Here is a 24,879-nt window from a genome sequence, read left to right on the forward strand (position 1 = left end):
GATTTGTTATGATGATGCTCTTTTACGCATAGAATCACGCACGGAATAGCCGCTATGAAACAGAAACCCATAACCTTAAACGATGTCGCCGAGTACGCTGGGGTTTCCTATCAGACGGTTTCCCGCGTGCTGAACCAAGCGCCTCATGTTTCATCCCGTACTCGCAGTAAAGTGGAACAGGCGATGGCGGCGCTTAACTACACGCCAAATCGCGTTGCACAGCAACTGGCAGGGAAAACCATCACCACGCTGGGGCTGGTCACTACCGATCTTTCACTGCACGCACCTTCACAAATTGCTGCAGCGATTAAGACCACCGCCGGCCAGCTAGGTATTAACATCGTGATGTCTATGCTAAGCAGCTCGGATGTCAATACCTGCAATAACGCCGTGAACGACCTGCTTTCTCAGCGTGTCAGTGGCGTTATCGTGAATGTTCCGCTATCCACGGATGAAGTCGCTCACATTAGCCAGACCTGTGCCGACACGCCTGTCCTGTTTATGGATGCCGATCCGCATACCGACATACTCAACGTCATGTTCGACCCCGATCACGGCGCACGTTTAGCCATCACGCATCTGGTACAGCTGGGGCATCAACACATCGCCCTGTTGACCGGACCAATGACGTCGATCTCCGCCCGCCTACGTTATGAAGGCTGGCTCGCCGAGCTGGAAAAACAGCAGCTTTCCCCTGCTTCGGTGCTACACGGTGACTGGAGCGCCGCATCCGGTTACCACCAGACGCTGGCCCTGTTGGGAGAATCTCTGCGCGTCTCTGCCATTGTTGTCGCGAACGATCAAATGGCGCTTGGCGTCCTGCGTGCACTGCACGAGTATGGCCTGCGCGTACCAGAGCAGATGTCAGTGATCGGTTTTGACGATACTCAGGACAGCGCGTATTACACCCCACCACTGACAACCATTCGCCAGAATTTCAGGCTATTAGGTAAAGAAGGCGTCACTCGTTTGCTCGAGACGCTGCGCGATCCTACCCAGAGCACATCGCTGCTGTTACCCACCGAACTGATCGTACGCCATAGCACCGCCGAACATTCATCAACCCATGCCTCCCTGCAAGAACTCACCAAAAACCTGTTGGACATTACACGCCAGCTACAAAGGCTGTAACCCTCTATGTTTGTAACCCTTTACACTATTTGTAATCCTTTACACAACAGCACCTTTTTCACCATCGATGCCAAACCCTAACAAAATAAGATGATAAACAATAAGTTATTTATCATCTCTCGTTAATTTACTGCGTAGCGCTTTCCAAATCCGATGTATCACCACTCATTTTACAAACGATCTTTGTGATCGCTTCCACTTTATTGTCACGTTCCACTTTACTCGCCCTGACGAGTCGATATGTTATGAACAACATAAATTGTGAGCGGATGACAATTTTAATATCCAATCACAAAAATAGACTCAAGACGTTCAGGAGCCAAGCCATCATGAGCGATACCGTTTTACCGTATCCAGCACGCCATCGCGCCACACTGCAAGAGATCCTTGCCCGACGTGATTGGGAAAACCCAGCCTGTACTCACTATCAGCGGCTCCCAGCTCACCCACCGTTCAACAGCTGGCGCAGCGTAGCTGCCGCACAGCAAGATGAGCCTTCTCAGCGGCTTCGTCGCCTGAATGGTGAATGGACGTTTAGCTATTTCACCCGCCCTGAAGCCGTACCGGAAAGCTGGTTACAGCAAGATCTGCCTGATTCAGACACCATTCCAGTGCCTGCCAATTGGCAGCTACAGGGCTATGACACGCCGATTTACACCAACGTAAAATACCCGATCCCCGTCAACCCACCCTATGTGCCAGAAGACAATCCTACAGGTTGTTACTCGCTCACTTTTAAGGTCAATCAAGACTGGATCAATAGCGGACAAACCCGGATTATTTTTGATGGCGTTAACTCCGCGTTTTATCTCTGGTGTAACGGCCACTGGGTGGGATATTCGCAGGATAGTCGCCTGCCTGCGGAGTTTGATATCGGTCGCTATCTGACGACCGGAGAGAATCGGCTGGCGGTGATGGTGCTACGCTGGTCTGACGGCAGCTATCTGGAGGATCAGGACATGTGGCGTATGAGCGGTATTTTCCGCGACGTCACACTTCTGCACAAACCGACGGTTCACCTTAGTGATATCCAACTCACTACACCGCTCAGCGCTGATTTCCGCCACGGCACGCTGGATATTCAGGTGGAGGCAACGCTCTCTGAAGATGAGGCCAAGAACCATCGCGTCCACGCACAGCTCTGGCGTGGTAGTAAGCTCATCGGTGGTACGCGGCAGGCATTCGGCAGCAACATTGTCGATGAGCGCGGTGCCTATCACGATAAATCTTTTCTCCGCATCGACGTGCCACAGCCCGACCTGTGGAGCGCCGAACTGCCTCACCTGTATCGCGTTGTTGTCGCACTGGAAACGGCGGAAGGCGAGCTAGTCGAAGCGGAAGCCTATGATGTCGGCTTCAGAAAAGTTGAAATCCGCAGCGGCCTGCTGCTGCTGAACGGTCAACCGCTGCTGATTCGCGGGGTTAACCGTCACGAACACCATCCGCAGCACGGTCAGGTCATGGATGAAGACACCATGCGGCACGATATTATGCTAATGAAGCAGCATAACTTTAACGCCGTACGCTGCTCACATTATCCCAACCATCCGCTGTGGTATCGGCTGTGCGATCGCTACGGCCTGTATGTTGTGGATGAAGCAAACATTGAGACGCACGGCATGCAGCCGATGAATCGTCTGTCGGACGATCCGGTCTGGCTGCCAGCCTATAGCGAACGCGTATCAAGGATGGTGCAGCGCGACCGCAATCATCCTTGCATCATTATCTGGTCATTGGGGAATGAATCCGGCTACGGCGCAAACCATGATGCACTCTATCAGTGGATCAAACGCCACGATCCGACTCGCCCAGTGCATTACGAAGGCGGCGGCGCGAATAGCCGAGCGACCGACATTGTGTGCCCAATGTACGCTCGCGTTGATGAAGATCAGCCCTTCCCCAGCGTCCCCAAATGGTCGATCACCAAATGGGTCAGCATGCCAGACGAGCATCGGCCCCTCATCCTCTGCGAGTATGCACACGCGATGGGCAACAGTCTGGGAGGATTCGCGCGCTACTGGCAGGCATTCCGCCACTATCCTCGGCTACAAGGCGGATTTATTTGGGACTGGGTCGATCAGGCACTGACCCGCCATGATGAACAAGGTAATGCTTACTGGGCGTACGGCGGAGATTTTGGCGACATGCCTAACGATCGCCAGTTCTGTCTGGACGGCCTGCTTTTTCCCGATCGCACTCCGCATCCCAGCCTGTATGAAGCCCAGCGGGCACAGCAGCACATTCAATTCGCCTGGCAGGCTGAATCGCCGTGTGAACTGCACGTCACCAGCGGGTACCTGTTTCGCCATACGGACAATGAACAGTTGAACTGGTGCATTATGCTGAATGATAAGACGCTCGCAGAAGGTTCGCTGCCGCTGACGCTAGCTCCGCAGGCCACCCAGACTCTGACGCTGCTGGAAGCCCTCCCCACTGTCGACTACGCAGGGGAACTTTGGCTCAATGTTGAAGTTGTACAGCCGAAAGCCACCGCTTGGTCAGAAGCCAATCACCGCTGCGCCTGGGATCAGTGGCAACTTCCTGCACCGCTTCATTTTCCCGAGGCATCGTGTTCTGGACAGAAGAATCCCCCCGTTTTGCGATCGTCCGATGCGTACTTTGACATCGTTCAGGGCGAACAGCATTGGCGCTTTAACCGCCAGAGCGGCTGGCTGGAACAGTGGTGGACGGCGGATGCACCAACGCTGCTAACTCCCTTGCAGGATCAGTTTGTTCGGGCACCGCTGGATAACGACATCGGCATCAGCGAAATCGATCGCATCGATCCACGCGCCTGGGCCGAACGTTGGAAATCGGCCGGACTTTATCAACTGCAGACGCAGTGTGTTGCGATTCAGGCTGACCAACTCGCCGATGCCGTGCACATTGTCACCGAGCACGTATTCCGCCATGCCGGACAGATCCTGCTACGGAGTAAAAAGCGCTGGCAGATTGATGCGCATGGCGTGATGACCGTGGATGTCGATGTTGATGTCGCCACCGTGCTGCCGTCACTGGCCAGAGTGGGCTTGAGTTGCCAGCTAGCCGACGTCGCGCCTCAGGTCAGTTGGGTCGGACTTGGGCCACATGAAAATTACCCAGACCGACAGCTCGCAGCACAGCATGGGCACTGGAATCTGCCGTTGGATGACCTTCACACACCTTACATTTTCCCGACGGAAAACGGGCTGCGCTGTAATACGCGCACGCTGACGTATGGCAAATGGACGATCGCCGGCAACTTCCATTTTGGGTTAAGCCGCTACGGGCTAGCGCAATTGATGACGTGTACTCACCATCATTTATTAGAAAAGGAAAAAGGCGTTTGGCTCAATCTGGATGGCTTTCACATGGGAATTGGCGGCGATGACTCCTGGAGCCCTAGCGTTCATCGCGATGACTTACTCACGGCCACGCATTATCACTATCGCGTCGCCATGCAACATCACCAGCCATATTGATATGAAAAAACAGTATTAAAAAAACAACGAAAGAGAGCGGGTATCTACCCTAAATAATTCGAGTTGCAGGCAGGCGGCAAGAGAAGGTATCCCGATGAGCTTACTCAAGTAAGTGATTCGGGTAACTGAGCGTAGCCAACACACCTGCGGCTTGAAGCATGACGGGTATACCGCCTCTTTCCATCCTGATTGTATCCAGCAAGTGTATATCCGCCATCAAAATAAAGGTTGCGGATATTATGCATATCGGAGAACGCAACATGTACTACCTACATAATAAGAATTTTTGGATATTCGGCCTGTTTTTCTTTTTCTATTTCTTCATCATGGGGGCTTACTTCCCCTTCTTCCCTATTTGGCTTCATGATATTAACCAAATAAGTAAAAGCGACACGGGAATTATCTTCGCCTGTATTTCCTTTTTCGCCCTGCTATTTCAACCGATATTTGGCTTGCTCTCCGATAAATTGGGATTGAGAAAACACCTGCTATGGATTATTACCATTATGTTAGTGTTTTTTGCTCCGTTCTTTATTTATGTTTTCGGCCCATTACTAAAATACAACATTGTTTTAGGTTCTATCGTCGGCGGGATTTACCTGGGATTCATCAACAACGGTGGTGCACCAGCTATTGAGGCCTATATCGAGAAAGTCAGCCGCCGTAGCCAGTTTGAATTTGGCCGTGCACGTCTATTCGGCTGTCTCGGCTGGGCGCTCTGTGCGTCTATCGTCGGTATTATGTTTACCATCAATAACCAGTTTGTTTTCTGGCTGGGTTCCGGTTGTGCCGTCATCCTCGCCATCCTGTTGCTGCTGGCGAAACCAGAGGCCTCATCCAGCGCTCTCGTTGCCGATCAAGTAGGTTCCAACCAGAAACCGTTCAACCTGAAAATGGCGGCTGAACTGTTAAAAGAACGCAAAATCTGGTTCCTGACTCTCTATGTCGTCGGCGTTTCTTGCACCTATGATGTGTTCGATCAGCAGTTTGCCAACTTCTTCACCTCGTTTTTCGAGACCCGACAAGAAGGGACACGAGTATTTGGCTACGTCACCACGCTGGGTGAATTGCTTAATGCCAGCATCATGTTTTTCGCACCGCTGATTGTGAACCGTATCGGTGGTAAAAACGCCCTGCTCATTGCTGGAACAATTATGTCCGTGCGCATTATTGGCTCGGCCTTTGCCAGTTCCGTACTGGAAGTGATTGTGCTGAAAACGCTGCACATGTTTGAAGTGCCGTTCCTGATTGTCGGCTGCTTCAAATACATTACTACAGTCTTTGAAGTCCGCTTTTCCGCAACGATTTATCTGGTGTGCTTCTGCTTCTTTAAACAGGTATCCATCATCTTCATGTCGATCTTTGCTGGCAATATGTATGACAGCATCGGTTTTCATGGCACTTACCTGATTTTAGGCGGCATCGCCCTCTCCTTTACCGCGATCTCCCTATTTACGCTGTCAGGAAAAGGGCCGCTGTATGCATTTTCCGATAAACAAAAAGCGCCGCTGAATACACTCTAGCGATGGCAGGACGCGATAAAATACCGATATTTGTCAAAAATATCGGCAAATTGAACATTCTCTCACCGAACAGTGCAATTTTGTGGTTTACGCCTTTGACATGCGCGGCACACGCCGTTATTATGCGCCCCGTTCACACGATTCCTCTGTAGTTCAGTCGGTAGAACGGCGGACTGTTAATCCGTATGTCACTGGTTCGAGTCCAGTCAGAGGAGCCAAATTTAGAAAATCCCGCTTAAGGAAACTTAAGCGGGATTTTTGTTTTATCACTTTATTCAATACCTTCACGTGCAAGAGTCTTTCCGGTGTACATTCCGCTTTTCCTCTGCATCGAAAGAATTTGGTGGTCAGATTCGGGGTCACGTTGGTTCGATAACGGAGTGACCCCCAAATGCCTCTTAACAACTCAAAAATAAGCGCTATCGCACTTGCTCCCACCACCGGGTAAACGTCTGTGCTTGGTCGTCTAAATAAATCGTGCGGCCAATTTCTGGCGTCCATAGCGCATACCCACGCCCAGCACTTGCCGTTGTGATTCGCTTGAACGGGTCATCCCAGTCGTGAGGCGAGATTGAGAAGCGGCCTGCATGGCCTGGTGTAAACGTGCGTGCCCTCAAATCTTCAGCAGCCTGAGCAGCCTCTTCGGGATTCATATGCACATAAGCCCAGCGCGGGTCATACTGCCCTGTATCGACCGTTGCCCAATCAAAGGGTCCTAGTTGCTGGCCGATTGCGGCGAAATGCGGGCCGTACCCTGAGTCGCCACTAAAGAAGATACGACGTTGCGGCGATAATAGCGCAAAACCAACCCAGAGTGACTGGTCCCGCGTCAGCGTACGACCGGAAAAATGTCGGGCCGGAACGACGTGGATATCCAGCTCAGGAGATTCCTTGACGATGTCATTCCAGTCAGCTTCCTGAATCTGGTCAGCAGAGTAGCCCCAACGTTTGAAGTGCGCCCCAACGCCAAGGCCAACGACCACTCGTTTGACCTTGTCTCGAAGCGCCAGAACGGTGGGATAGTCCAGATGGTCGTAGTGATCGTGGCTGATCAGCAATACATCAATGTCAGGCATGTCCTGTGCGCTATACAGATTTGTGCCCTCAAATGCCTCGTTGGCCCACGGGATTGGCGCGGCGTTGGCACTGAACACTGGGTCAATCAGGATGCGTTTCCCAGCCATTTGTACAAAGTATGACGAATGCCCCAGCCAGACTACCAAATCCCGTTTTACATCAAGGGCTTTGAGATCTGTTTTCATCGCAGGGAGCGCGCCCGGAGGCCGCGGATTGCCATTGTTGCCGAAACTGTTACTTAACATGATTGAGAACTGTGATTCATCGGTTGTCAGTAACGGCGTTTCGAGTTGGTTTCGGAATTCTCCCTGAAGGTAGTTCCGCGACTGCGTGATGCGTGCCAATTGCTCCTCAGTTGGAAGCTGACCAAACAAGGGATGCTGCAGATAAGCAACCACGGCCAGTACAGACACAAGAGCAATAATCAGCCCCACTTTGATCACAAACCAGATATTGAAAACTTTCACTGATGAACTACCTCGGGTGTAAGACCTAAGCCAAAAACCTTTGAGTGGAAAATAGCGGCCTGCTGTCCGCCAGGGCCATCGCTGGAAACGACATAAAGATCATTTGTACCAGGCCGTATAGCCAGACTGGTTGAATGCAAGTTCTGCCCGTTATCCCTCTCAGGCAACAAAATTTGTCCGATGGGAATGCCGTTACGGTTGAAGACCATAATCCGGCCTTGCCCATAAATCGCCACGTAGACATTGCCATCTGCATCCACGCGCATCGAGTCCGGTGCTGGCCCTGTAAATCGGTAGGGAATGGCAGAGCCGATTGGGGCGATTGTCGTCGCATCGGTCAATTCGACACGATGCAAGAGGTTGTGACCGATATAGGCAGCCCACCAACACTATTGATGGGCTGCCATTCCATATCAGCGCATTCAATGGGCAGTGAAGCCACCGTCCACAGGCAGGCTGACGCCGATCACGAAGCTCGCTGCGGAGCTGCACAGCCACAGGACCGCGGCGGCGATCTCATCGTCCCGCCCCACTCGCCCAATCGGGTGTTCCTTCAGGATCGCAGCCATCGCCTCTGGTTGTCCGCTGAGCATATCCTGCACCATCGGTGTGTCGATGGTGCCTGGACATATCGCGTTGATGCGTATGCCAAGAGCAGCATACTCCACTGCCGCGCTCTTGGTCATGCCCAGAACGGCATGCTTGCTACCATGATAGGACGCTCGACCGGGCAGTCCAACCAGACCGCCTAGCGATGAGTTGTTAACAATTGCTCCAGTTCCTCGGGAACGCATTACCCGAAGCTCATGCTTCATGCTTGCCCAAACGCCAAACTGGTTGACGGCCACGACCCGCTGGAATGCCTCTCCCGGCTCTTCGGCTGCATTACATGGCGGCACCTGGATGCCAGCGTTGTTGAAGGCCATGTCCAACTGCCCATATTCAGCGATGATTCGATCCACAGTCGAAGCGATCTGAGCTTCGTCTGTCACATCACAAGTCACCCCAAGGCGCTAGCCCCCTCAGCCACGAGGGCGCTAGCATGCTGAACAGCAAGTTCGCCATTGCGATCTGCCAACACCACGTGCGCGCCGCTTCGTGCGAACGCGCGTGCGGTGGCTAGCCCCATTCCCATCGCTGCGCCAGTGACCAGGGCAACTTTTCCTTTGAAGTTGTAGGTGATATCCATATGTTCCCCCCAAATTTATCGGTTTTACAGGTATTTATTGAAGAACGTCGCCATCGCGTCGAAGGGAATCTTGTCCATGCGATCATACAGATCAACGTGGCTGGCGCCTTTAACGATCAAGAGCTCTTTCGGCTGCGCCGCAGCTTCATAGGCAGTTTCCGCAAAGTAACGTGAGTGAGCCTTTTCACCGTGGACAAACAGGATAGGACGTGGCGAAATTTCCTTGATGTAAGTCAGGATCGGCATATTCATGAACGACAGCGGCGTGGTGACCGTCCAAGAGTTACCAGAATTGACAGCCCTCTGGTGATAACCACGTGGCGTCATATAGTAGTCAGCGTAATCAACAAGGAACTGCGCTTCGCCGCCCTTCAAGTGGTTATAGGCCGGTTGGTAAGCCGGTGTTTTGTTTGCTGCATCTTCCCAGCGCTGCCGACTCAGTTTCTCCAGCGTCTGCTCCCGTTGTTCAGGCGTCACGCTGTCGTTATACCCTTTAGACATAACACGGCTCATGTCATACATGGTACTGGCGACAACGGCTTTAACACGCTTATCGGCAGCCACGGCATTTAATGCCATGCCGCCCATACCGCAGATGCCGATCACACCGATACGCTCACGATTGACGTAGGGTTGCAGCCCGATGAAATCCACCGCCGCCATGAAATCCTCAGTGTTAATATCCGGTGACGCTACGTTACGTGGCTCGCCGCTACTCTCCCCTGTATAGGAAGCATCGAAGGCCAGCGTGACAAAGCCGCGCTCGGCAAGCGTTTGCGCGTACAAGCCTGATGCTTGTTCCTTCACTGCACCGAACGGACCGCCAACCACCAGCGCAGGCAGGCTCTGATTCTCACGGTTCTTCGGTAAATACAGGTCAGCGGCAAGGGTGATGCCGTAGCGATTTTTGAAGGTGACCTTCTGGTGATCAACTTTCTTGCTCTGGGGGAAGGTCTTGTCCCAAGTTTGGACCAATTGCAACGGTGTGTCTGCTGTAGACGCCTGAGTCTGAGCCGTAGCTGACTGTACGCCGACCATTGATATAGCACTTGTGATGAGTGCAACTTTGAAGAAAATCGTTGGAGAAAATAAACGGGTCATGGCTTTACTCCTTCAGGATTAGGTAAATAGTGCTCGCCTCACAGCGCGCGTTTGAGAATGTCTGTCACTACATGGGGGAGATAGGCATCTGCGATGCTGACCGGCCCGCGAGGTAAGAGAGAACGGCAGTAGCAGCAAGCAGAAGTGCACTGACTTCGAACGTCGCCCGGTAGCCGAGCGTGTCAAAAAGGATTCCGCCGACGGTGCCTCCGAGAGCAATCGCGAGTTGGCAAATGGCAACGAAAAGGCCACCACCTGCCTCGACGTCATTCGGGACCGAGCGTGCAATCCAGGTGAACCACGCCACCGGCGTCGCCGTCGCGATTAGCCCCCAAATGACCAGAAGTACTGCGGTCGTTAACATGGCATCACCATATTCCACCAGCGCCAGTGCGATTATCGCCATCATGATCGGCACGCTGACCAGTGTTTTGTACAGGCCGCCGTCTTTCAGGAAGGCTCCGATCAGAAACGTACCGATAAGGCCACCGACGCCGATCAGCAGCAACACGAAAGACACCATCGAGATATCGAGTCGGGTTACCGTTTCAAGGAATGGTCGCAGGTACGTGAACAACATAAACTGGCCCATGAAGAAACCCGCGACCGCTAACATCCCCAATGCGATGGGCGGCTTCTTGAGAAGCAGGAGAACATTGCCCGAGCCTGACGATGTGGGACGAGGTGCCAGTCTGGGCATGCTGAGCATGATCCACGCAAGTGCTATCATGGCAACCGGAACCACGGTAAAGAATGCCCATCGCCAGCCGATAAAAGCGCCGAGTTAACTGCCCACTGGCGCTGCAATAACCGTGGCGAGTGCATTGCCACCGTTGACTAATGCAAGGGCTTTCGGCACTTGATGGGCTGGAACAAGACGAATGGATGTGGCAGCGCTAAGTGACCAGAAACCGCCAATTGCCACGCCGATGAGCGCTCGTCCAGCCATGAACATTTCGTAGTTGGCAGCGAACGCAACTATTGTTCCAGAAATGACCATAAGCAGGATCATAGATAACAGTAGGCGCTTGCGTTCCACCTTGGCGGCGATGGGTGTAATCAAAAGCGCGGTGAACAAGGCGAACAGTCCGGATACCGAGATACCCATACCTGCCTGACCCTCGGTGATCAGTAAGTCAGTTGCCAGAGGTGTTAACAGGCTGACAGGCATAAATTCCGAGGCGACTAAAGCGAAGGCGGCCAAAGACATCGCAACTACGGCGCCCCATGCTTTTCGTTCTTCGCCATGAAAATGTCGGCTGCTGCGATCTAATAACACGTAAGTATTTCCTCATTACTCATAACACAGGAGATGCTGGCATGCCGTTGACATACCCGTTTTGTTCATTGATTTGGTACTTTGCCGATGAGCGTTCCAGCGCAACCTACAAACGGTTCTGGTAACACGACCACTGTTCTGTTTTATCTAGTCCAGACCCAACCGCTATCACAGCTCGGCCTGTTGGCGTGTCTACTAATTCCAAGCGCCAAGACATGCTCGTTCTTGGTGTGAGGATTGTAGAATCTTTGACCTGAGCGCCATTAGCATATTTCTATGGTTTACATGCCTAATCCTATGAACCTTTGCAGGCCCTATAGGCTTACGCGTCTCAGATAGGCTACAGTGAGAAGTGAAATTCGTAGAGGAGCGAGCCAAGATGATTTCTGCACAATCCCCCAAGAAGCAACGAGATGACTACCTGAGTACGCTGATTAGCGACATCGGTGAGCGCACACCTGGCACAGGCGATTTCGGCACTGCGATTCCGGGTTTGGATCTCTTTCGCCGCAATGCACCCGCTCCACCAGTCAGTTGTATGGTTCCCCCCAGCATCGTTCTGGTTGTGGATGGAGCCAAGAAGATGTGGGTCGGTGGTGAGGGTTACGAATATGATTCATCGCGATTTCTGGTCACATCGCTTGACCTGCCCGCGAACTCAGAAGTCACAGAGGCAAGCAGTGATCAGCCGTGCTTAGGGCTAGCATTCAAACTGGATCAGCGAGTTTTGGCTGAGTTGATCGCCCACGGCAATTTGTCACCGCGAAGGGATAGATCAGTAAGTACTGGCGTAGGTATTGGTACCGTCACGGAGGCGATCTTAGCGCCGTTCAGCCGTCTAGTGGCATTGTTGGATGAACCAGAGGCCATCCCCATTCTTGAGCCAATGATTCAACGTGAGATTCACTACAGGTTGTTGATGAGCGATCAGGCTGCCAGGCTGCGACAAGTTGCAGCCGTCGATGGCCATGGGCACCGGATTGGAAAGGCGATAGATTGGCTCAAGGTGAACTTTGCATTGCCCTTGCGGGTTGAAGAGTTGGCTCACCATTCTCAGATGAGTACGCCATCATTCCATCAGCACTTTCGGCAACTGACGGCGATGAGTCCAATTCAGTATCAAAAATGGTTGCGCCTGAATGAGGCGAAACGACTGATGCTGAACGAACACCGTGACGTTTCAACGGCGGCTTTCGAGGTTGGATATGAAAGCCCATCACAATTCAGTCGCGAATACAGTCGTATGTTTGGCGTCGCCCCAAAGCGGGATATAGCAACGCTGCGAGAGAAAGCGAGAGAAAACGTCGGCATAAATGTAACGGCCTATGCCCAAATCTCTAAGCCTAATACCGCGACGCTTTAGCCACCCTACGCTTATTTCCGGAAATGTGCTGTTCGAGGTCATACCGTGTTCAACAACTGCCACATCGAGTTGCTCTGGTGATAGCGTGTTATTATTTCATACAAGGCCTACGGTAATCCCCCCATTTTTAGCGGAGGTGATAAGTAGAATCAGGTTATGCGTTGAATATGCTGCATCGGTGTGTAGCCATTCAACGCCATATTCGGACGTTCGTTATTATAAAACCATTGCCACTGAGTGGCATAATTCTGCAATTCATCCAGTGATGTAAATAGGTATTGCCCCAGCCAGTCATAACGCACCGTCCGGTTATATCGTTCAATATAGGCATTCTGCTGAGGTTTGCCGGGCTGAATAAAACGAAGGGTTATATTCTGATGAACCGCCCACGACATCAGCATCTTCCCCGTATATTCTGGCCCGTTATCACACCGTATTGCCGTCAGTTTTCCTTTCCACTCAATACGTTGTTCTAGCGTTCTGATTACCCGACTGGCGGGCAGGGAAAAATCCACCTCAATTGCCAGTGCTTCACGATTAAAGTCATCAATAACATTCAGCAAACGGACTGAACGACCATCCGATAGCTGATCATGCATGACGTCCATCGACCAGCATTCGTTTCTGTTTTCAGGCACCGCCAGCGGTTCAGGTTTATCCCGTTTCAGTCGTTTTTTCGGCTTGATTCGCATGTTCAGCGACAACTCGCAATAAATCCGGTACACCCTTTTGTGGTTGAACCTGAAGCCTTTGACATTACGCAGGTACAAAAAATACAGACCAAATCCCCAGTTGCGCTGACTGTCAGTGATGCGGAGCAGCCAGTCAGCAATGAGGTCATTTTCTTCATTCAGATGAGGCTGATAGCGATAACAGCTTTCGCTGACAACAAACAACTGGCAGGCAAAACGCACACTGACGTTTCGGTTTCTGACCGCTTCCTGTGCCATCTGCTTTCGACACGATGGCATCACCACTTTTTTGCCATGGCCTCCTGAATGATTTCGGCTTTGAGCCGTTCTTCAGCATACATTTTTTTGAGGCGACGGTTTTCGTCTTCTAGTTCTTTCAGACGGGTCATCATGGAGGTGTCCATACCGCCAAAGCGAGAACGCCACTTATAGAAACTGGCATTGCTCATACCATGCTCGCGGCACAGTTCGGCCACAGGTGTTCCGGCCTCGGCTTGCTTCAGGATGGACATGATCTGGCTGTCAGTAAAACGTGATTTTTTCATAGAGATCTCCCCAGTTCAGATTACGAGAAAATTCTACTTATAAACACACCGCTTTTTCGGGGGGATTACCCGTCGCTCATGCAATGACGGACTATATCGCTGGGGATTACAGCACACTCAGGCCGCACGAATATAACGGTGGGTTGCCACCAAACGAGTCAGAAAATAGATACTGGAAAAACTCTAACGCAGTGCCCAGTTTTAGTTGACCACTACACTTTGAGTACGCCAATATGGCGATGCAGAATCGGCTGGTAAGGAGGTTAAACGGCTGCGATAATTAGTGGCGCCCGCCCCTGCAAAGTAATATCGTCAGCCGTTTGTACAAACCCATCGCGTTGTGCCCTCATTCCGCATGTCTGCATTTCACAATTAGAAAAGAAAGCAGTCTAGACATTAGCGCAGGGGTACAGCAACAAACATCTAATGAAATTTTACGAAAAATTAATAAATCCGGCCGCTACTATTCCCAGAATAATCAATAAAAAGTGGGTAATCATTAGCTCACTCTGCTTTATGTAGTAGGCGAACCATAGACCAACGAAACTTAACGAAAAACCCATTATTATAAATACAGCCAGACCATAGTTGCTCCATTCAAGGAATAATTTAACTCCGGTAGGGGTGGGCGCCTCACGAATCACACTAGACACGGCAATAAACAGGAGTAATGCACACGTAAAATTAAATACTATTAGTATTACTGCACCTAGTTTATGTAAGAAAGGATAATTAATGCGGCGGCTCATCAGATTTGTAGGCACGGCAGGTGGTGCTTCTATCATTTCCATATTCATGATCCTGCCTACCATTTTTTGTGCGCCAGTGAAATCTTTAACCAGCCCTATACCTTCCAGTAAATTCCATAAAGCCAAGCCTGAAACAATAATTACTTTGATAACATTGACTCCACTTAGTGCTAGCATAAGTTTTTATTCCTTTCCAGCTCATAGCTTAAATCCTTTTTGCTGGCAGCGGCATCATACCTGAAAAGTGATGCGCCCCATTTCATACCTGTAGAAATAGTACTCATTACAACCTCTTCTCCAAGCTTAATTTCTTCTCTCTGCATCATCAAATGAAGTGATAATAACGGATCGGCGCAACCTACATGCCCTAATTCTGATAATAGGCTAAGATTGCTTTTCTCAATGGGAATGCCAATTCGTTGACAAAGGCTTTCTATGCTCTGTTTTCCTTCAAGGGTATGTAGTAGAAAAGGAGGAGTATCTCGGCACACAGAATTTTCCAATACACGGCGAATGACATTGACGCTGTTATCTGCTCGTAAAGCTAAGAAATCCATTAAATCTTGAGCGGAAAAATGATAATTTTCCATAATCCGTTCCCGCCCTAATTTATCGTTTCTGCTATCACGCCCTTCAGGTAGAAAAGGTAATTGTCCACCACCGCATTCTATGCGCATCATGTCTACATAACGGCAATCAGAGATATCTTCTGTAGATATGAAGCGCAATCCGGGCTGATCTGCATATCTCGTTGCCTTTCCTATTACACAAGCAACTGCACCATCACTTAAAGCAGCATTCATAAGTCCAAACCTATCCTGATGCGTATCGCTGATGCGTTGCGCCAGAACTACCAGTCCTAATTTACCTTCTGGCATCTCAGCACAAAGTGAAGCTGCGTGCTTCCATACGCTTACAGCAGTGGCACAGCCCTCAACTAAGTTGAGCGTTCTAATCTGATGACAATTTAGCTCTGCTCCAACCTGACAGGCTAAGTCGATACCAATAAAATCGGGAACTCCCGAAAACCCAGCGACAATGAACCCTACTTTCTCGGATGCAATATTGAACTGATCCAGTGCATTTCGTGCAGCTGAGGCAACCATTAGCCGCACGCTCCGAGATTCAGTCCAGAATTGCTTATAACCCGCACGGCCTATTGCATCTAACTGTAGCTGATTAGGATGGACAATTTCCTCCAGACGGGTAGCTTGCGATAACGCGTGCCCTGTACTTAGTATTTTCATTTATTTGTCCAGCGGTATTAGTTCAATCTCGCCAATCTGGCCGCCCAACAATTGAGCTAACTCTATTTTAATAGAATAATTTTTTTGCAAATTATTTGCTATTATTATGGCCATGATTGAATTCCCTCCTAGCTCAGTGAAATTATCATCCAACCTGACGTCTGTTTCATTTAGCATAGATTTAATCTCATTAATAATAATTTTATGGCTATTACTTTTAAATTCCATAAAACTTCCTTTTTATCTCTGCGCGATCTGACTTTCCACGTGAATTTATAGGCCATTCGTTTTGGGTTACAATCAAATAATGTGCAGGTCTTAACCATGGAGACATTCTGACACAGGCACGCCTGAGATCACGAGTACTTAAATTAACACCTACCGAAATATTTACACAAGCCTTTAATATTGGCGACGCAGTTACGGATTCTTCCAGCCAGACTACAGCCTCACATACACCAGGTATAGATTGAAGGAACTCCTCAACTTCCAGAGGATCAACTCGAAATCCATTTATCTTATAATAACCTTCATTACGGCCAATATAATGCCAAACCCCTTCGTTATCACAGCGGCAAATATCACCGGTTAAATAACCCGCAAGTATAGGATCGCGGCCTTCATAACCAGAAAAAACCTGCCCCCCGCGTAATACTAAATTCCCCCCCCCCTCTTCCCTGCATTCCTCCAGAGAAAAATTCATATCCGGAAATGGTTTACCAATTGGAATAATATCGGATTTAAAATCGTCCGCATTCACCCTCCAGGCTGAACAAAAAACAGTTGCTTCCGAGGGACCGTAAGTATTCAGCAATTGTACTTTGAGTTCATCAAAAGCGGGGAAAAACACACGCAGGGTTTCAGCTGTCAGCTTCTCACCACAAAATACTATCAACCTAAGACATAGGTGATTTAAAATCGCCGGTGACTGCCCACCAAACAGGTAGCGAAATTCTGACGGCGTGACGGATAGTAAGTGCACATTGGCCTTTTGCAATATCTCACGGGTTTGGGCAGGATCACTTTTCATCTGTTCGCTGATGACTACCAAGCAACCACCATAACTCAGTGCGCCAAACAACTCCCAAATAGAAAAGTCGAACGAGAGATCGTGAATCCACGACCAGTTAAATCCTTGCCGAACAGAGATTTCGCTATAGGTATTTTGCAAAAATGAATTAATCTGAGCGATGTGGATTGGCACAAGTTTAGGCTCTCCAGTGGTACCAGAGGTCCTTACGCAGTACACCTCGTTACTATATCCGGACCGACTTTCACCAAGTGTTACACCAAGATACCACTCTCCAGCGTGAGTGTTATGTAGCTCTTCAAATTTGCATGATGACGAGCAAATTCCTGCACACCCCGTGCTTGCAGTAAACTGGTACTTTTGTTCTTTACTCATATTTCTTGGTACTGAAATAAATGAAATACCGGATAGCAGGCATGCTAAAACCATCAGATAAAGTTCTACTGACCGTGGGCCATCAAGAGCAAGCCGTTGTCCTGACACCATACCCGCTTTATTGAAATGTACGGCGATTTGAACTGCACGTTCATACATTTGCTTCCACGTTAAGTGAGTTTCACCATCACTTACTGCCATAGCTTCTGGATTTTCCATAAGCATGCGGTTTAGCGAGATATTGAGCATTTTTAATTTTGTACTGACTTGCATGGGAGTTAATTTCTGCATCATTTTCTTGCTCGCCTCTAATTGATTACGTAGTGGCGCTGTCGCAGTAACAACGCATCTACAGATGCCAATATGTCAGTACATTTGTGTCAGTGATGAAAGATCTCCCTTCAAGGCGCTTATTCCTTCCAGCTCCTCAGGGACAAGTTTGGCGAAACCACCATGCCGAGCCCCGACATTTACGTCACGCCAGATTTTTTCCAAGGGGCTATTTTTCTCTAAGGCAGAAGAACCTCGCAGCCACAACAAAGCCTGAACAATATCAACGCAACCTCGCATTATCTGAGTAGCCCGACCGCGAATCGCTACGCGCTCTTCACTTTCCAGCGCCCTGCCTTCTTGCGCAGCACTATCAATAACTGAAGCGTTGTACTCTGCTGCCCGCACAAGCAGATCGAAGGTTGAACAGAGCCGTCCAATCTCGTAACGTGCTGCACCAGAATTACTCATTGCAGTATAAGAACTGCCAGCGACAGGGGCGTTAAACTCAGAAAGTACTAACTCAATGCCACTCTCTGTTGCCCCCAATAGTGTGGCGGGAAGACAGTTCATCAATACGCCAGTAAAGTAACGGGCGTAAGAACCCTTTCCTCGTTCTGAAAGTGCATTACCAGAAAGAACTGGTGCGTATGCAATAGTGAAAGTCTCAGGAATAGCGATATCCCTTGCTTCCACGGTCACGCTCTGCGTTCCAACCAAGCCAGTTGACTGCCAATCAGCTACAACGATCATTTGATTTGACGGAACGAGTACAACGCGCACTTCTCCGGAGGGAGCTGCCGCGAGGCAAAAGAAATGTGAGGAACAGGGGTAACCTGACGCATATTTCCAGCTACCGTTCAAACACCACCCTTGACCATCGGTGGCAGGCTTAAGCTTTCCGGGGCGACCCAGTACCATTGACAGCATGGCGTTTTCACGCATATCCGCACTTACCTCATCAGGCAGAGGGAAATTGGCGCGCATCGACCATGCAGAATTTGCAACACCCACAAGCCAGCCAAGAGAAGCATCTGTTTTACCGAGTTCACGACATACAGCGACCACCTCACGCAGTGTGCCAGTTTCTCGAAGATCGCTTTCGTCAAGTATGCGCAATAATGGGGAACCCTTTAACTCATCCTCAGCCCCTTGCTTCAGCGAATCCTGCTGTGCTTTTTCTGACCAGGAAGACTGCAAAATATCGACAGGGTTTAACCAGCGTCTTAGTAAATCATTATTCTTAAGCAAGAGAAGCCCTCCATTTTTTAATTTTCTCTTCTGCCTGCGCGCAAATCAGGTCAACAAACTCTGCTGACGTCGCAAGCATTTCCGGCATCTCTGGTGTGTTAAACATCTTCCAGAAGAAAGGTAGACTGGCCTCAGGGTCTTCAATGTTAAAGCCACAAGTGGCTCGCTTTTTTAATGCCTCACCATCATATTCAGGACCAATAGCCTGGCGTTGTGCGGAAGTGGTTGCCCAGCCAGTACGATAAGGTCCTGGCTGAATTACGCCGACCTGTATAGACGTCCCCTCAAGTTCATGACGCAGGGTTTGCCCCATAGCTTCAATCGCATGCTTGCTCATCTGATAAGCCCCCAGAAGAGGCCAGCACGCCACACCACTCATACTGGACACCAGTAGGATGCGAGCCTCATCTAGCTGACGCATCAGCGGTAGCAGTGGTTTAATAACATTGAGTGTTCCCTCAACATTGGTTGCGAACTGCTGTCTTAGTTGTGCTGTAGAAAGGTCCTCAAGCGTGCCAAATTGGGCATAGCCAGCGGACGTTACTATCCGACTTGGTATACCGATATCCTGAACCAGTTGCGGTAGTATTTGGGCCAGATACTCTTCATCTCGTACATCAGCGACACAAGGAATAAAATGCTCTGGGTAAAGAGCTGTCATCTTTTGTGCAGCGTCTGCCGAACGGGTAATTCCAATGACTCGATCCCCATGCTCACGAATAACAGATTCCGTCCAGCATCGACCCAGTCCGTTGGAACATCCACTGATAAGCCAGGTATTCATTATTTTGATTCCTTAATAACAGATTGAACAATAGGGTAAGTCCGTGATAACCAGGCACCCACGCCCAGCAATCCGGCAATAATCAGGAAGCAGCCGAATGCAGCAAGAGCAATGGATGGAGAGCCAGAGGAAAATAACGAATTTTCATTCGTCATAATTGTCGTTTCAGATTTATGAAGCAGATGATCAAAAAATATGGCTATTGCCACACTACCCAACGCGCTCATCATTTGGCGCACCACGTTAAAAAAAGCGGCTGCCCGTCCAAAAGTGTTAAACGTTGCCCGGCTGAAAGCCTGATTAGCAAGGGGGGCAAAGGCCAATCCCGTCCCTACGCCTGCCAGTGCCATAGCGGCAATAATAATGATAAAAGCTACAAATCCACCGTAAGTCATCAATCCGGTAACACCAATTATCATGGTGGCAACTGCGAAGCAGGACATTCCCCAGCGAATCAGTGTTTCTGGAGCTGTCTTATCCGAAAAGTGTCCAGCAAATGGACCCACCAGTGCGTTTGCCAGAGCAATTGTCACCATGATGGCGCTAATCGCTACAGGCCCAAAACCCATACGCAGCTCAATTAAAAAAGCCAGCGGCAGGTAGAACGCTGTCAGGCCAAAGCCGAGCAAACCGGAAATCAGACATGTGCGCAGGAAGGATCGATCCTGCCAGAGCTCAGATGGCAAAAGATACTGCTTATGATTTTTCAATTCACCGCGCAGCATGAAAGCGACGAGCAAAATACCGGGTAATAATAAAAGCAGGCCTGCTGTTATTCCCTGCAAACCACCGTTAAGAAGCTCTAAACCAAGAAGTATTGCAGCCAGCGCAATGCCTGCTGCGGCGCTACTTAGCAATTCTTTACTTTTAGCGCCGTTACCCTGTGTGGCTGGAAGACAGATAACAGCAACTATCAGAGCAAGCAAAGCAACTGGGATGTTAATCCACATAATCCATCGCCAGCCAGCTGTTTGCAGGAATGCCTGAGTCACAACGGGTCCGGTTGCTGTTGCTATACCAGCAACAGCGCCCCAGATACCCAGTGCAGTACCGCGCCCTCCTTGTGTAAAAATGATTGAAATAAAGGCCATGCTTTGCGGAGTTAAAAGTCCGGCCCCTACCCCCCTCAGCGCCCGCCCCAGAATGACCTGTATCAGCGTTTGCCCAGAACCACTGATTAATGCACCAATTGCAAGAATAATGAGGGCGTAATAAAGCACCGCTTTGCGATTGATTGCATCACCAAGTCGACCGCCAAACAACAGGAAACCGGCATAGGTAATTAAATAACTATTATTCACCCACGCAGCCATGGCTGGCGTCACCTGGTATTCATTTATTAGCGAGGTATAAACCAAGGGCACTGTCGTAGTATCCATCATAATAATAAAGAAACCGAGACAGAGACCGAAGAAGGCCATTTTGTTTCTCAAAATCAATCCACCTGAATAAAGAGGCTATTATCGAACGTTAAACACCACATGCCAGCAAGGTAAACGAGTGAATCCCGTCTCATCCGTCAATATGATCAAATTTTTCTTTTTACAGAAATCAGCAATTGCCTGAGCGTTCCCTTTATATTCGACACGATTAACAAAAATAATATCCCATCCAGCATTTTCGGCATTGTGGCAAATTTCAGAGAGATGTATGGCCAACGGCAATGGCATACCATTTTTGGCGGGTGCAAATGTTATGATATGCATTCTGGTATCTTCATGCGCTAAGCGACGCATCTCCTGCAAATACGTCAACCGTTCATCAGAAGGGAGTGCGTGATAAAGTGCAGAATCAAGTATGATATCGAATTTTTCATCCAGTCCTGTATTACAGGCACTGGCAATTAGAAATCGAACTTCATTCATACCTTTTTGTTTGCATTTTTCAATCGCCGCAGATGAACTGTCTAGGGCCGTAACCTGAAAACCTCTTTGCGCAGCTGCATGAGCATTAAGTCCCAGACCACAACCAACATCAAGAAGCCTGCCAGCATTTTCATTATCGAAAATATCACAAACTGCAGGTTGCGCCTGACCAATATCCCAAGGTACAACGTTTATCTCAGCACTATCAATTAATGTCTTACCCTGATATACGCCCTGGAAATCAGCTTTATCATATTCACTATGATGACTATTTTTCATAATTAGCACCTGAATAAAATTAGAAATAAATTTAAATGTAAAAATTAATTCACTCTGCTATGTTCACCCTCAGAATTCTTTACGCAGTATCCCCGAGTTTTCATCAGAAACTCGGCCAAGTAGCCATCGTGGGGAACATCGGGATGCATCCACACAGTTGGCACCTGTCCGATGTAAAAATTTTTAACACTAGGCACGTTTGCGACCGCATCAATTAAAAGTTTATTGCTCGATGCCACTGTGACCACTAGCGCAGGCGCAAGAGAATTTAAATCATCTCCTTTTTTAAAGGAGGAGAAAGTCACTGCGGCCACGGGCAACTCCAGTTGGACCAGAGGATCATTAAATGCGGATGCCTGCATAACAAGCGGCATCACTTGATATGTATTTCGGGCAGATTTAAAAACCTGTGGCGTTTCAACTAATACCGAAGAATAAAGATCTACTTGGTCGCACCACCAGCTATATCTCTGTGGCGATAAATGAGTAAGCCACTCTGCACGCTGATTTGGATCTTTCATTTTCTTGGACAGAAAATCGCAGAATGCCCGAGCTAAAGCTTCGGCATCCCCTTCTACAAGAACACTGCTCGCACAAACACAGGCTGCGCCACCCAATCCTGCTACAGAAGCAAATATCAGTTCTAGTCCCTTTTCTTGAGGATAATCAGCACCAATAACAATTTTCGAACGTCCAGGCCCCTGCACCAAAATATCTTTGCGATCAGCAAAACGGGCAGTTATCGTATCACCGCCGTAAATAAGACTTAAATCAGCAGCATCAATTAGTGTTTCTACCACCTCATATTCACAGGGTAATAGGATCACATAATCCTGTAATCCCGCTGCCACCATTGCCGCTACCACACGCTGTGCAGTCAACGGTTCACGTTCCGACGGTCGAAGCACAACTCGATAGCCCAGCGCTATCGCCTGTGGCCATAGAGCATGAACACCAGTTCCGTTACCGGGGGCTATTACAGCAAGCACGTCACCACGCCTGGCGCTTTGTGCGCAGAAGTAACTGTCCGTGGCCTGACTTTCCAGCAGGGGCACGCCATAAGGAATCCCCTTTAAAGCAAATGCCAGCGCATGAGAAATAGACTGTGCAATTTTATCGCTGGCACTATCCACAACTGTTCGCGGTAAACCCGTAAGAGCGCAAACTTCCTTGTTATATTCCGTAAGACTCATGCCACAGAGCACCGACCCTGCAAATAATTTTCCGGCCTGTTGCAGTGCTTTTTGTCGGTTGGCGCGATCCAGTACAGGACTTGTTCTCAGATGTGCAATTACGTAGTTTGCAAATACGCTAGGGGACTGTTCCAGTAAAGCTATGGGCTGCTCATATATGTTTACTACCTCTCGCTGACGCAAAAAATGCGGTGAGCGTAACGACGTCATAGCAGAAATAACCGGCAGTTCATCGGCATTAACATGAGAACAGGTTTGCGCAATGTGTAGCATCAGTAGACCCCTTCAATAACCTTACGTCCTTCGCTGGTTTTCAGTGGTGCGATATCAGCCAACCTGTCCCCCGCAAAACCGGACACCCCAGGTAGTCTGACGGCAGTGTCCCGTTCTGCCACACGTGGGTAAAAAGCCCAAGGTGAAAGGTGGGTAACAATCACGTTTCCACGTTCGCCATAATCGACAGTTTGAGCATTGATACTGTCGACAACGTCATAGGTAATAAAAGGAGAGAAACTGTCATAAATAACTTGTTTGCTTTCAGGCGTAATCAGTAAAGAGCGAGATACGCCCAATGCTGAAGTACTGCCATAGCTGGCACTGAATTCACAGTCAGGCAGAATTTCACTCGCGATGAATTTAATTTCATCCAAGTTGAGTTCAGTACCTCCAAGTGTGATCTGCGCGAGAGACTGTTTCATTTGCAACACAACTTCTGGACGTTTAAGCAACTCACGAAGCACAGGTGGAGTGGTAACCAGAAACCGAATATCCTGATTGATCAGAGTGTTTCGGACCTGGTCAACAAGATGATGTGTATACCTGTGAACAGTTGCCGTATCGCCTTCACTCAGAGAACGTTTTACCCAGCGAGGATCTATATCGATTGAAAAAAACATCCCCCCCAAACGCACTGCTCGTTCTTTATTTATGGCACCGACAATGTGGGGTCCAGTGGGGATAGCTGCAAGCGTATTACCTGCCGGACGGCCCGGTCGATGCTGATAACCTGACATTCGCCAGGAAATGAGCGCCTCTATCCAATCATCGTAAGCCACAACATATTTCGGAGCCCCTGTTGTGCCCCCGCTTTCATAAACCTGAGGGTGCAAATCCAGAGGTAGGCCTCGCGGCACTAAATTAGCTACAGGCTCCTGGCGCAGGCAGTGAGAGATATCACTAAACTGCCTCAGGTCGTTAAGCGTTTTAACCGAGTTGATTGGGTCAAAGTTCAGCTGCTCACGCATCCGCAACCAAAAAGGACTGCCAGTTCTCTCTGAGAAGTGCCAACGCATTAATGCCTGAACAAAGCTATCAGCGTCATTTATCTGGGCTGCCTTCATGACAGCATCTATTTCATGGCTGTAATCTTTCATTTTTCCACCCCAGCTCACTGCGTGTGTATAACAGGCGTTTATGGATTCGAGTGGACGATGCTGACCAGAACTCATAGGTGTCAAAAACCAGCGCCCATACTACAAAACGTTCAGGACGTGGCAGCTTTCCACAACCCATTTCAGCTATCGTCGCTTGCAGAGCAGGAAGGTCGTTTAATGGCTCACTTTGATGAGATGCAACGGAGACTGGATCATATGCAGAAGCCCGGCTGTGCCAGATTTGATCGGCGATATCATCTGGCAATAGTTTTGCGCTACCCGTTAAGTTCACCTGCCGCCCCAGCTCACGCCAGTAAATATGGCAGGAGACCGCTTTGTTGGCGCACATATCGAGACTCTTACGACTGCCGAGATGAGTAGCGCACCACAGAACTTCGCCATTCATCCGGACTGGAAAGATGGTGCGCATTGAAATAATACCCGCGTCACTTCGGGTCGCGAGGGTCCATGCATCAGGCTCACGTACATTTTCCTGATGTGCCAGTTGCACCCAGTTGTGTAAAAGTTCATAAGGCGCCGCAGGCGCCGCGTCATATTGCGGAAAAGGAAGATCCATTATTCCGGTTAGCGATTCAAGTTTTTTCACTTTTCATACCTAAAGCAGCACATTCAAA

The 24,879-nt window shown here is 49.4% G+C and carries 20 protein-coding genes, 1 tRNA gene and 3 pseudogenes; 6 read left to right on the forward strand and 18 right to left on the reverse strand.

Going from position 1 to position 24,879, the window contains the following annotated elements; translation table 11 throughout:
- Positions 1–54 precede the first annotated feature (54 nt).
- The 4 genes from LOZ86_RS13575 to LOZ86_RS13590 all read left to right on the forward strand — a co-directional run bounded on the left by LOZ86_RS13575 (position 55) and on the right by LOZ86_RS13590 (position 6,333).
- On the forward strand, positions 55–1,131 hold the full coding sequence (locus LOZ86_RS13575) for a LacI family DNA-binding transcriptional regulator (protein ID WP_039487748.1): 1,077 nt from the start codon (positions 55–57) through the stop codon (positions 1,129–1,131).
- A gap of 329 nt (positions 1,132–1,460) precedes the next feature.
- Positions 1,461–4,592 (forward strand): beta-galactosidase, encoded by a 3,132-nt coding sequence (locus LOZ86_RS13580; RefSeq protein ID WP_039487745.1) that lies wholly within the window; start codon positions 1,461–1,463, stop codon positions 4,590–4,592.
- Between the two features lie 260 nt (positions 4,593–4,852).
- Positions 4,853–6,115, forward strand: coding sequence for an MFS transporter (locus tag LOZ86_RS13585; RefSeq protein ID WP_039473900.1), 1,263 nt, complete (start codon positions 4,853–4,855; stop codon positions 6,113–6,115).
- Positions 6,116–6,257: 142 nt separating this feature from the next.
- Positions 6,258–6,333, forward strand: a tRNA-Asn gene (locus LOZ86_RS13590).
- A gap of 201 nt (positions 6,334–6,534) precedes the next feature.
- Here LOZ86_RS13590 and LOZ86_RS13595 read toward each other — a convergent pair.
- The 6 genes and pseudogenes from LOZ86_RS13595 to LOZ86_RS13615 form a co-directional block, all read right to left on the reverse strand.
- Positions 6,535–7,659 carry an MBL fold metallo-hydrolase gene (locus tag LOZ86_RS13595; RefSeq protein ID WP_225969946.1) on the reverse strand — a complete coding sequence of 375 codons (1,125 nt, stop codon included), beginning with the start codon at positions 7,657–7,659 and terminating at the stop codon, positions 6,535–6,537.
- Positions 7,656–8,042: pseudogene (locus tag LOZ86_RS13600) on the reverse strand (SMP-30/gluconolactonase/LRE family protein); the annotation flags it as partial. The gene LOZ86_RS13595 and the pseudogene LOZ86_RS13600, both read right to left, overlap by 4 nt.
- Before the next feature lie 39 nt (positions 8,043–8,081).
- Complete coding sequence (locus LOZ86_RS13605) at positions 8,082–8,663, reverse strand: SDR family oxidoreductase (protein ID WP_308706228.1); 582 nt, start codon at positions 8,661–8,663, stop codon at positions 8,082–8,084.
- Positions 8,660–8,848: an SDR family NAD(P)-dependent oxidoreductase gene (locus LOZ86_RS21360; protein WP_306440224.1), complete on the reverse strand. Its 189-nt coding sequence runs from the start codon at positions 8,846–8,848 to the stop codon at positions 8,660–8,662. The genes LOZ86_RS13605 and LOZ86_RS21360 overlap by 4 nt, the downstream gene beginning before the upstream one ends.
- Positions 8,849–8,872: 24 nt before the next feature.
- Positions 8,873–9,949 carry an alpha/beta hydrolase gene (locus LOZ86_RS13610; RefSeq protein WP_039487972.1) on the reverse strand — a complete coding sequence of 359 codons (1,077 nt, stop codon included), beginning with the start codon at positions 9,947–9,949 and terminating at the stop codon, positions 8,873–8,875.
- 67 nt (positions 9,950–10,016) lie between these two features.
- A pseudogene (locus LOZ86_RS13615) lies at positions 10,017–11,159 on the reverse strand (MFS transporter).
- Between the two features lie 448 nt (positions 11,160–11,607).
- Between LOZ86_RS13615 and LOZ86_RS13620 the strand changes: the two are divergent.
- A complete protein-coding gene (locus LOZ86_RS13620; protein ID WP_052012124.1) occupies positions 11,608–12,591 on the forward strand; it encodes an AraC family transcriptional regulator in 984 nt (327 codons plus the stop codon).
- A gap of 149 nt (positions 12,592–12,740) precedes the next feature.
- Here the strand turns inward: LOZ86_RS13620 and LOZ86_RS13625 are convergent.
- Positions 12,741–13,828, reverse strand: a protein-coding gene (locus LOZ86_RS13625) for an IS3 family transposase (protein ID WP_161546915.1) whose coding sequence is annotated in 2 segments (ribosomal slippage) — positions 12,741–13,576 and positions 13,576–13,828 — 1,089 coding nt in all. Because the reading frame shifts where the segments join, the coding sequence is not laid out codon by codon here.
- Positions 13,829–13,908: 80 nt separating this feature from the next.
- Between LOZ86_RS13625 and LOZ86_RS13630 the strand changes: the two are divergent.
- Positions 13,909–14,037 (forward strand): annotated as a pseudogene (locus LOZ86_RS13630) (IS3 family transposase); the annotation flags it as partial.
- A gap of 225 nt (positions 14,038–14,262) precedes the next feature.
- Here the strand turns inward: LOZ86_RS13630 and LOZ86_RS13635 are convergent.
- From LOZ86_RS13635 to LOZ86_RS13685, 11 genes are all read right to left on the reverse strand, one after another.
- Positions 14,263–14,754 (reverse strand): DUF2165 family protein, encoded by a 492-nt coding sequence (locus LOZ86_RS13635; protein WP_039488023.1) that lies wholly within the window; start codon positions 14,752–14,754, stop codon positions 14,263–14,265.
- Entirely contained in the window at positions 14,748–15,824 is a 1,077-nt protein-coding gene (locus LOZ86_RS13640) for a 3-oxoacyl-[acyl-carrier-protein] synthase III C-terminal domain-containing protein (RefSeq protein ID WP_052012127.1), read from the reverse strand. The genes LOZ86_RS13635 and LOZ86_RS13640 overlap by 7 nt, the downstream gene beginning before the upstream one ends.
- A complete protein-coding gene (locus LOZ86_RS13645) occupies positions 15,825–16,052 on the reverse strand; it encodes an acyl carrier protein (RefSeq protein ID WP_039488024.1) in 228 nt (75 codons plus the stop codon). It abuts the gene before it with no gap.
- Entirely contained in the window at positions 16,042–17,523 is a 1,482-nt protein-coding gene (locus LOZ86_RS13650; RefSeq protein ID WP_052012128.1) for an AMP-binding protein, read from the reverse strand. The genes LOZ86_RS13645 and LOZ86_RS13650 overlap by 11 nt, the downstream gene beginning before the upstream one ends.
- Positions 17,524–17,595: 72 nt before the next feature.
- Entirely contained in the window at positions 17,596–18,750 is a 1,155-nt protein-coding gene (locus tag LOZ86_RS13655; RefSeq protein ID WP_039488025.1) for an acyl-CoA dehydrogenase family protein, read from the reverse strand.
- Positions 18,743–19,534, reverse strand: a complete 792-nt coding sequence (locus LOZ86_RS13660; RefSeq protein WP_039488027.1) for an SDR family oxidoreductase — start codon at positions 19,532–19,534, stop codon at positions 18,743–18,745. Before LOZ86_RS13660 ends, LOZ86_RS13655 begins: the two co-directional genes overlap by 8 nt.
- Positions 19,534–20,967, reverse strand: a complete 1,434-nt coding sequence (locus LOZ86_RS13665) for an MFS transporter (protein ID WP_230242150.1) — start codon at positions 20,965–20,967, stop codon at positions 19,534–19,536. Before LOZ86_RS13665 ends, LOZ86_RS13660 begins: the two co-directional genes overlap by 1 nt.
- 27 nt (positions 20,968–20,994) lie before the next feature.
- Complete coding sequence (locus tag LOZ86_RS13670; protein WP_230242151.1) at positions 20,995–21,678, reverse strand: SAM-dependent methyltransferase; 684 nt, start codon at positions 21,676–21,678, stop codon at positions 20,995–20,997.
- Between the two features lie 44 nt (positions 21,679–21,722).
- Positions 21,723–23,144, reverse strand: coding sequence for an aldehyde dehydrogenase family protein (locus LOZ86_RS13675; RefSeq protein WP_039488030.1), 1,422 nt, complete (start codon positions 23,142–23,144; stop codon positions 21,723–21,725).
- Positions 23,144–24,244, reverse strand: a complete 1,101-nt coding sequence (locus tag LOZ86_RS13680; RefSeq protein WP_052012130.1) for an acyl-CoA synthetase family protein — start codon at positions 24,242–24,244, stop codon at positions 23,144–23,146. The genes LOZ86_RS13675 and LOZ86_RS13680 overlap by 1 nt, the downstream gene beginning before the upstream one ends.
- Positions 24,225–24,851, reverse strand: a complete 627-nt coding sequence (locus tag LOZ86_RS13685; protein WP_131522969.1) for a pyridoxine 5'-phosphate oxidase C-terminal domain-containing protein — start codon at positions 24,849–24,851, stop codon at positions 24,225–24,227. The genes LOZ86_RS13680 and LOZ86_RS13685 overlap by 20 nt, the downstream gene beginning before the upstream one ends.
- Positions 24,852–24,879: the final 28 nt, after the last annotated feature.

It is taken from the genome of Pectobacterium parvum, from assembly GCF_020971565.1.
GTDB lineage: Bacteria > Pseudomonadota > Gammaproteobacteria > Enterobacterales > Enterobacteriaceae > Pectobacterium > Pectobacterium polare.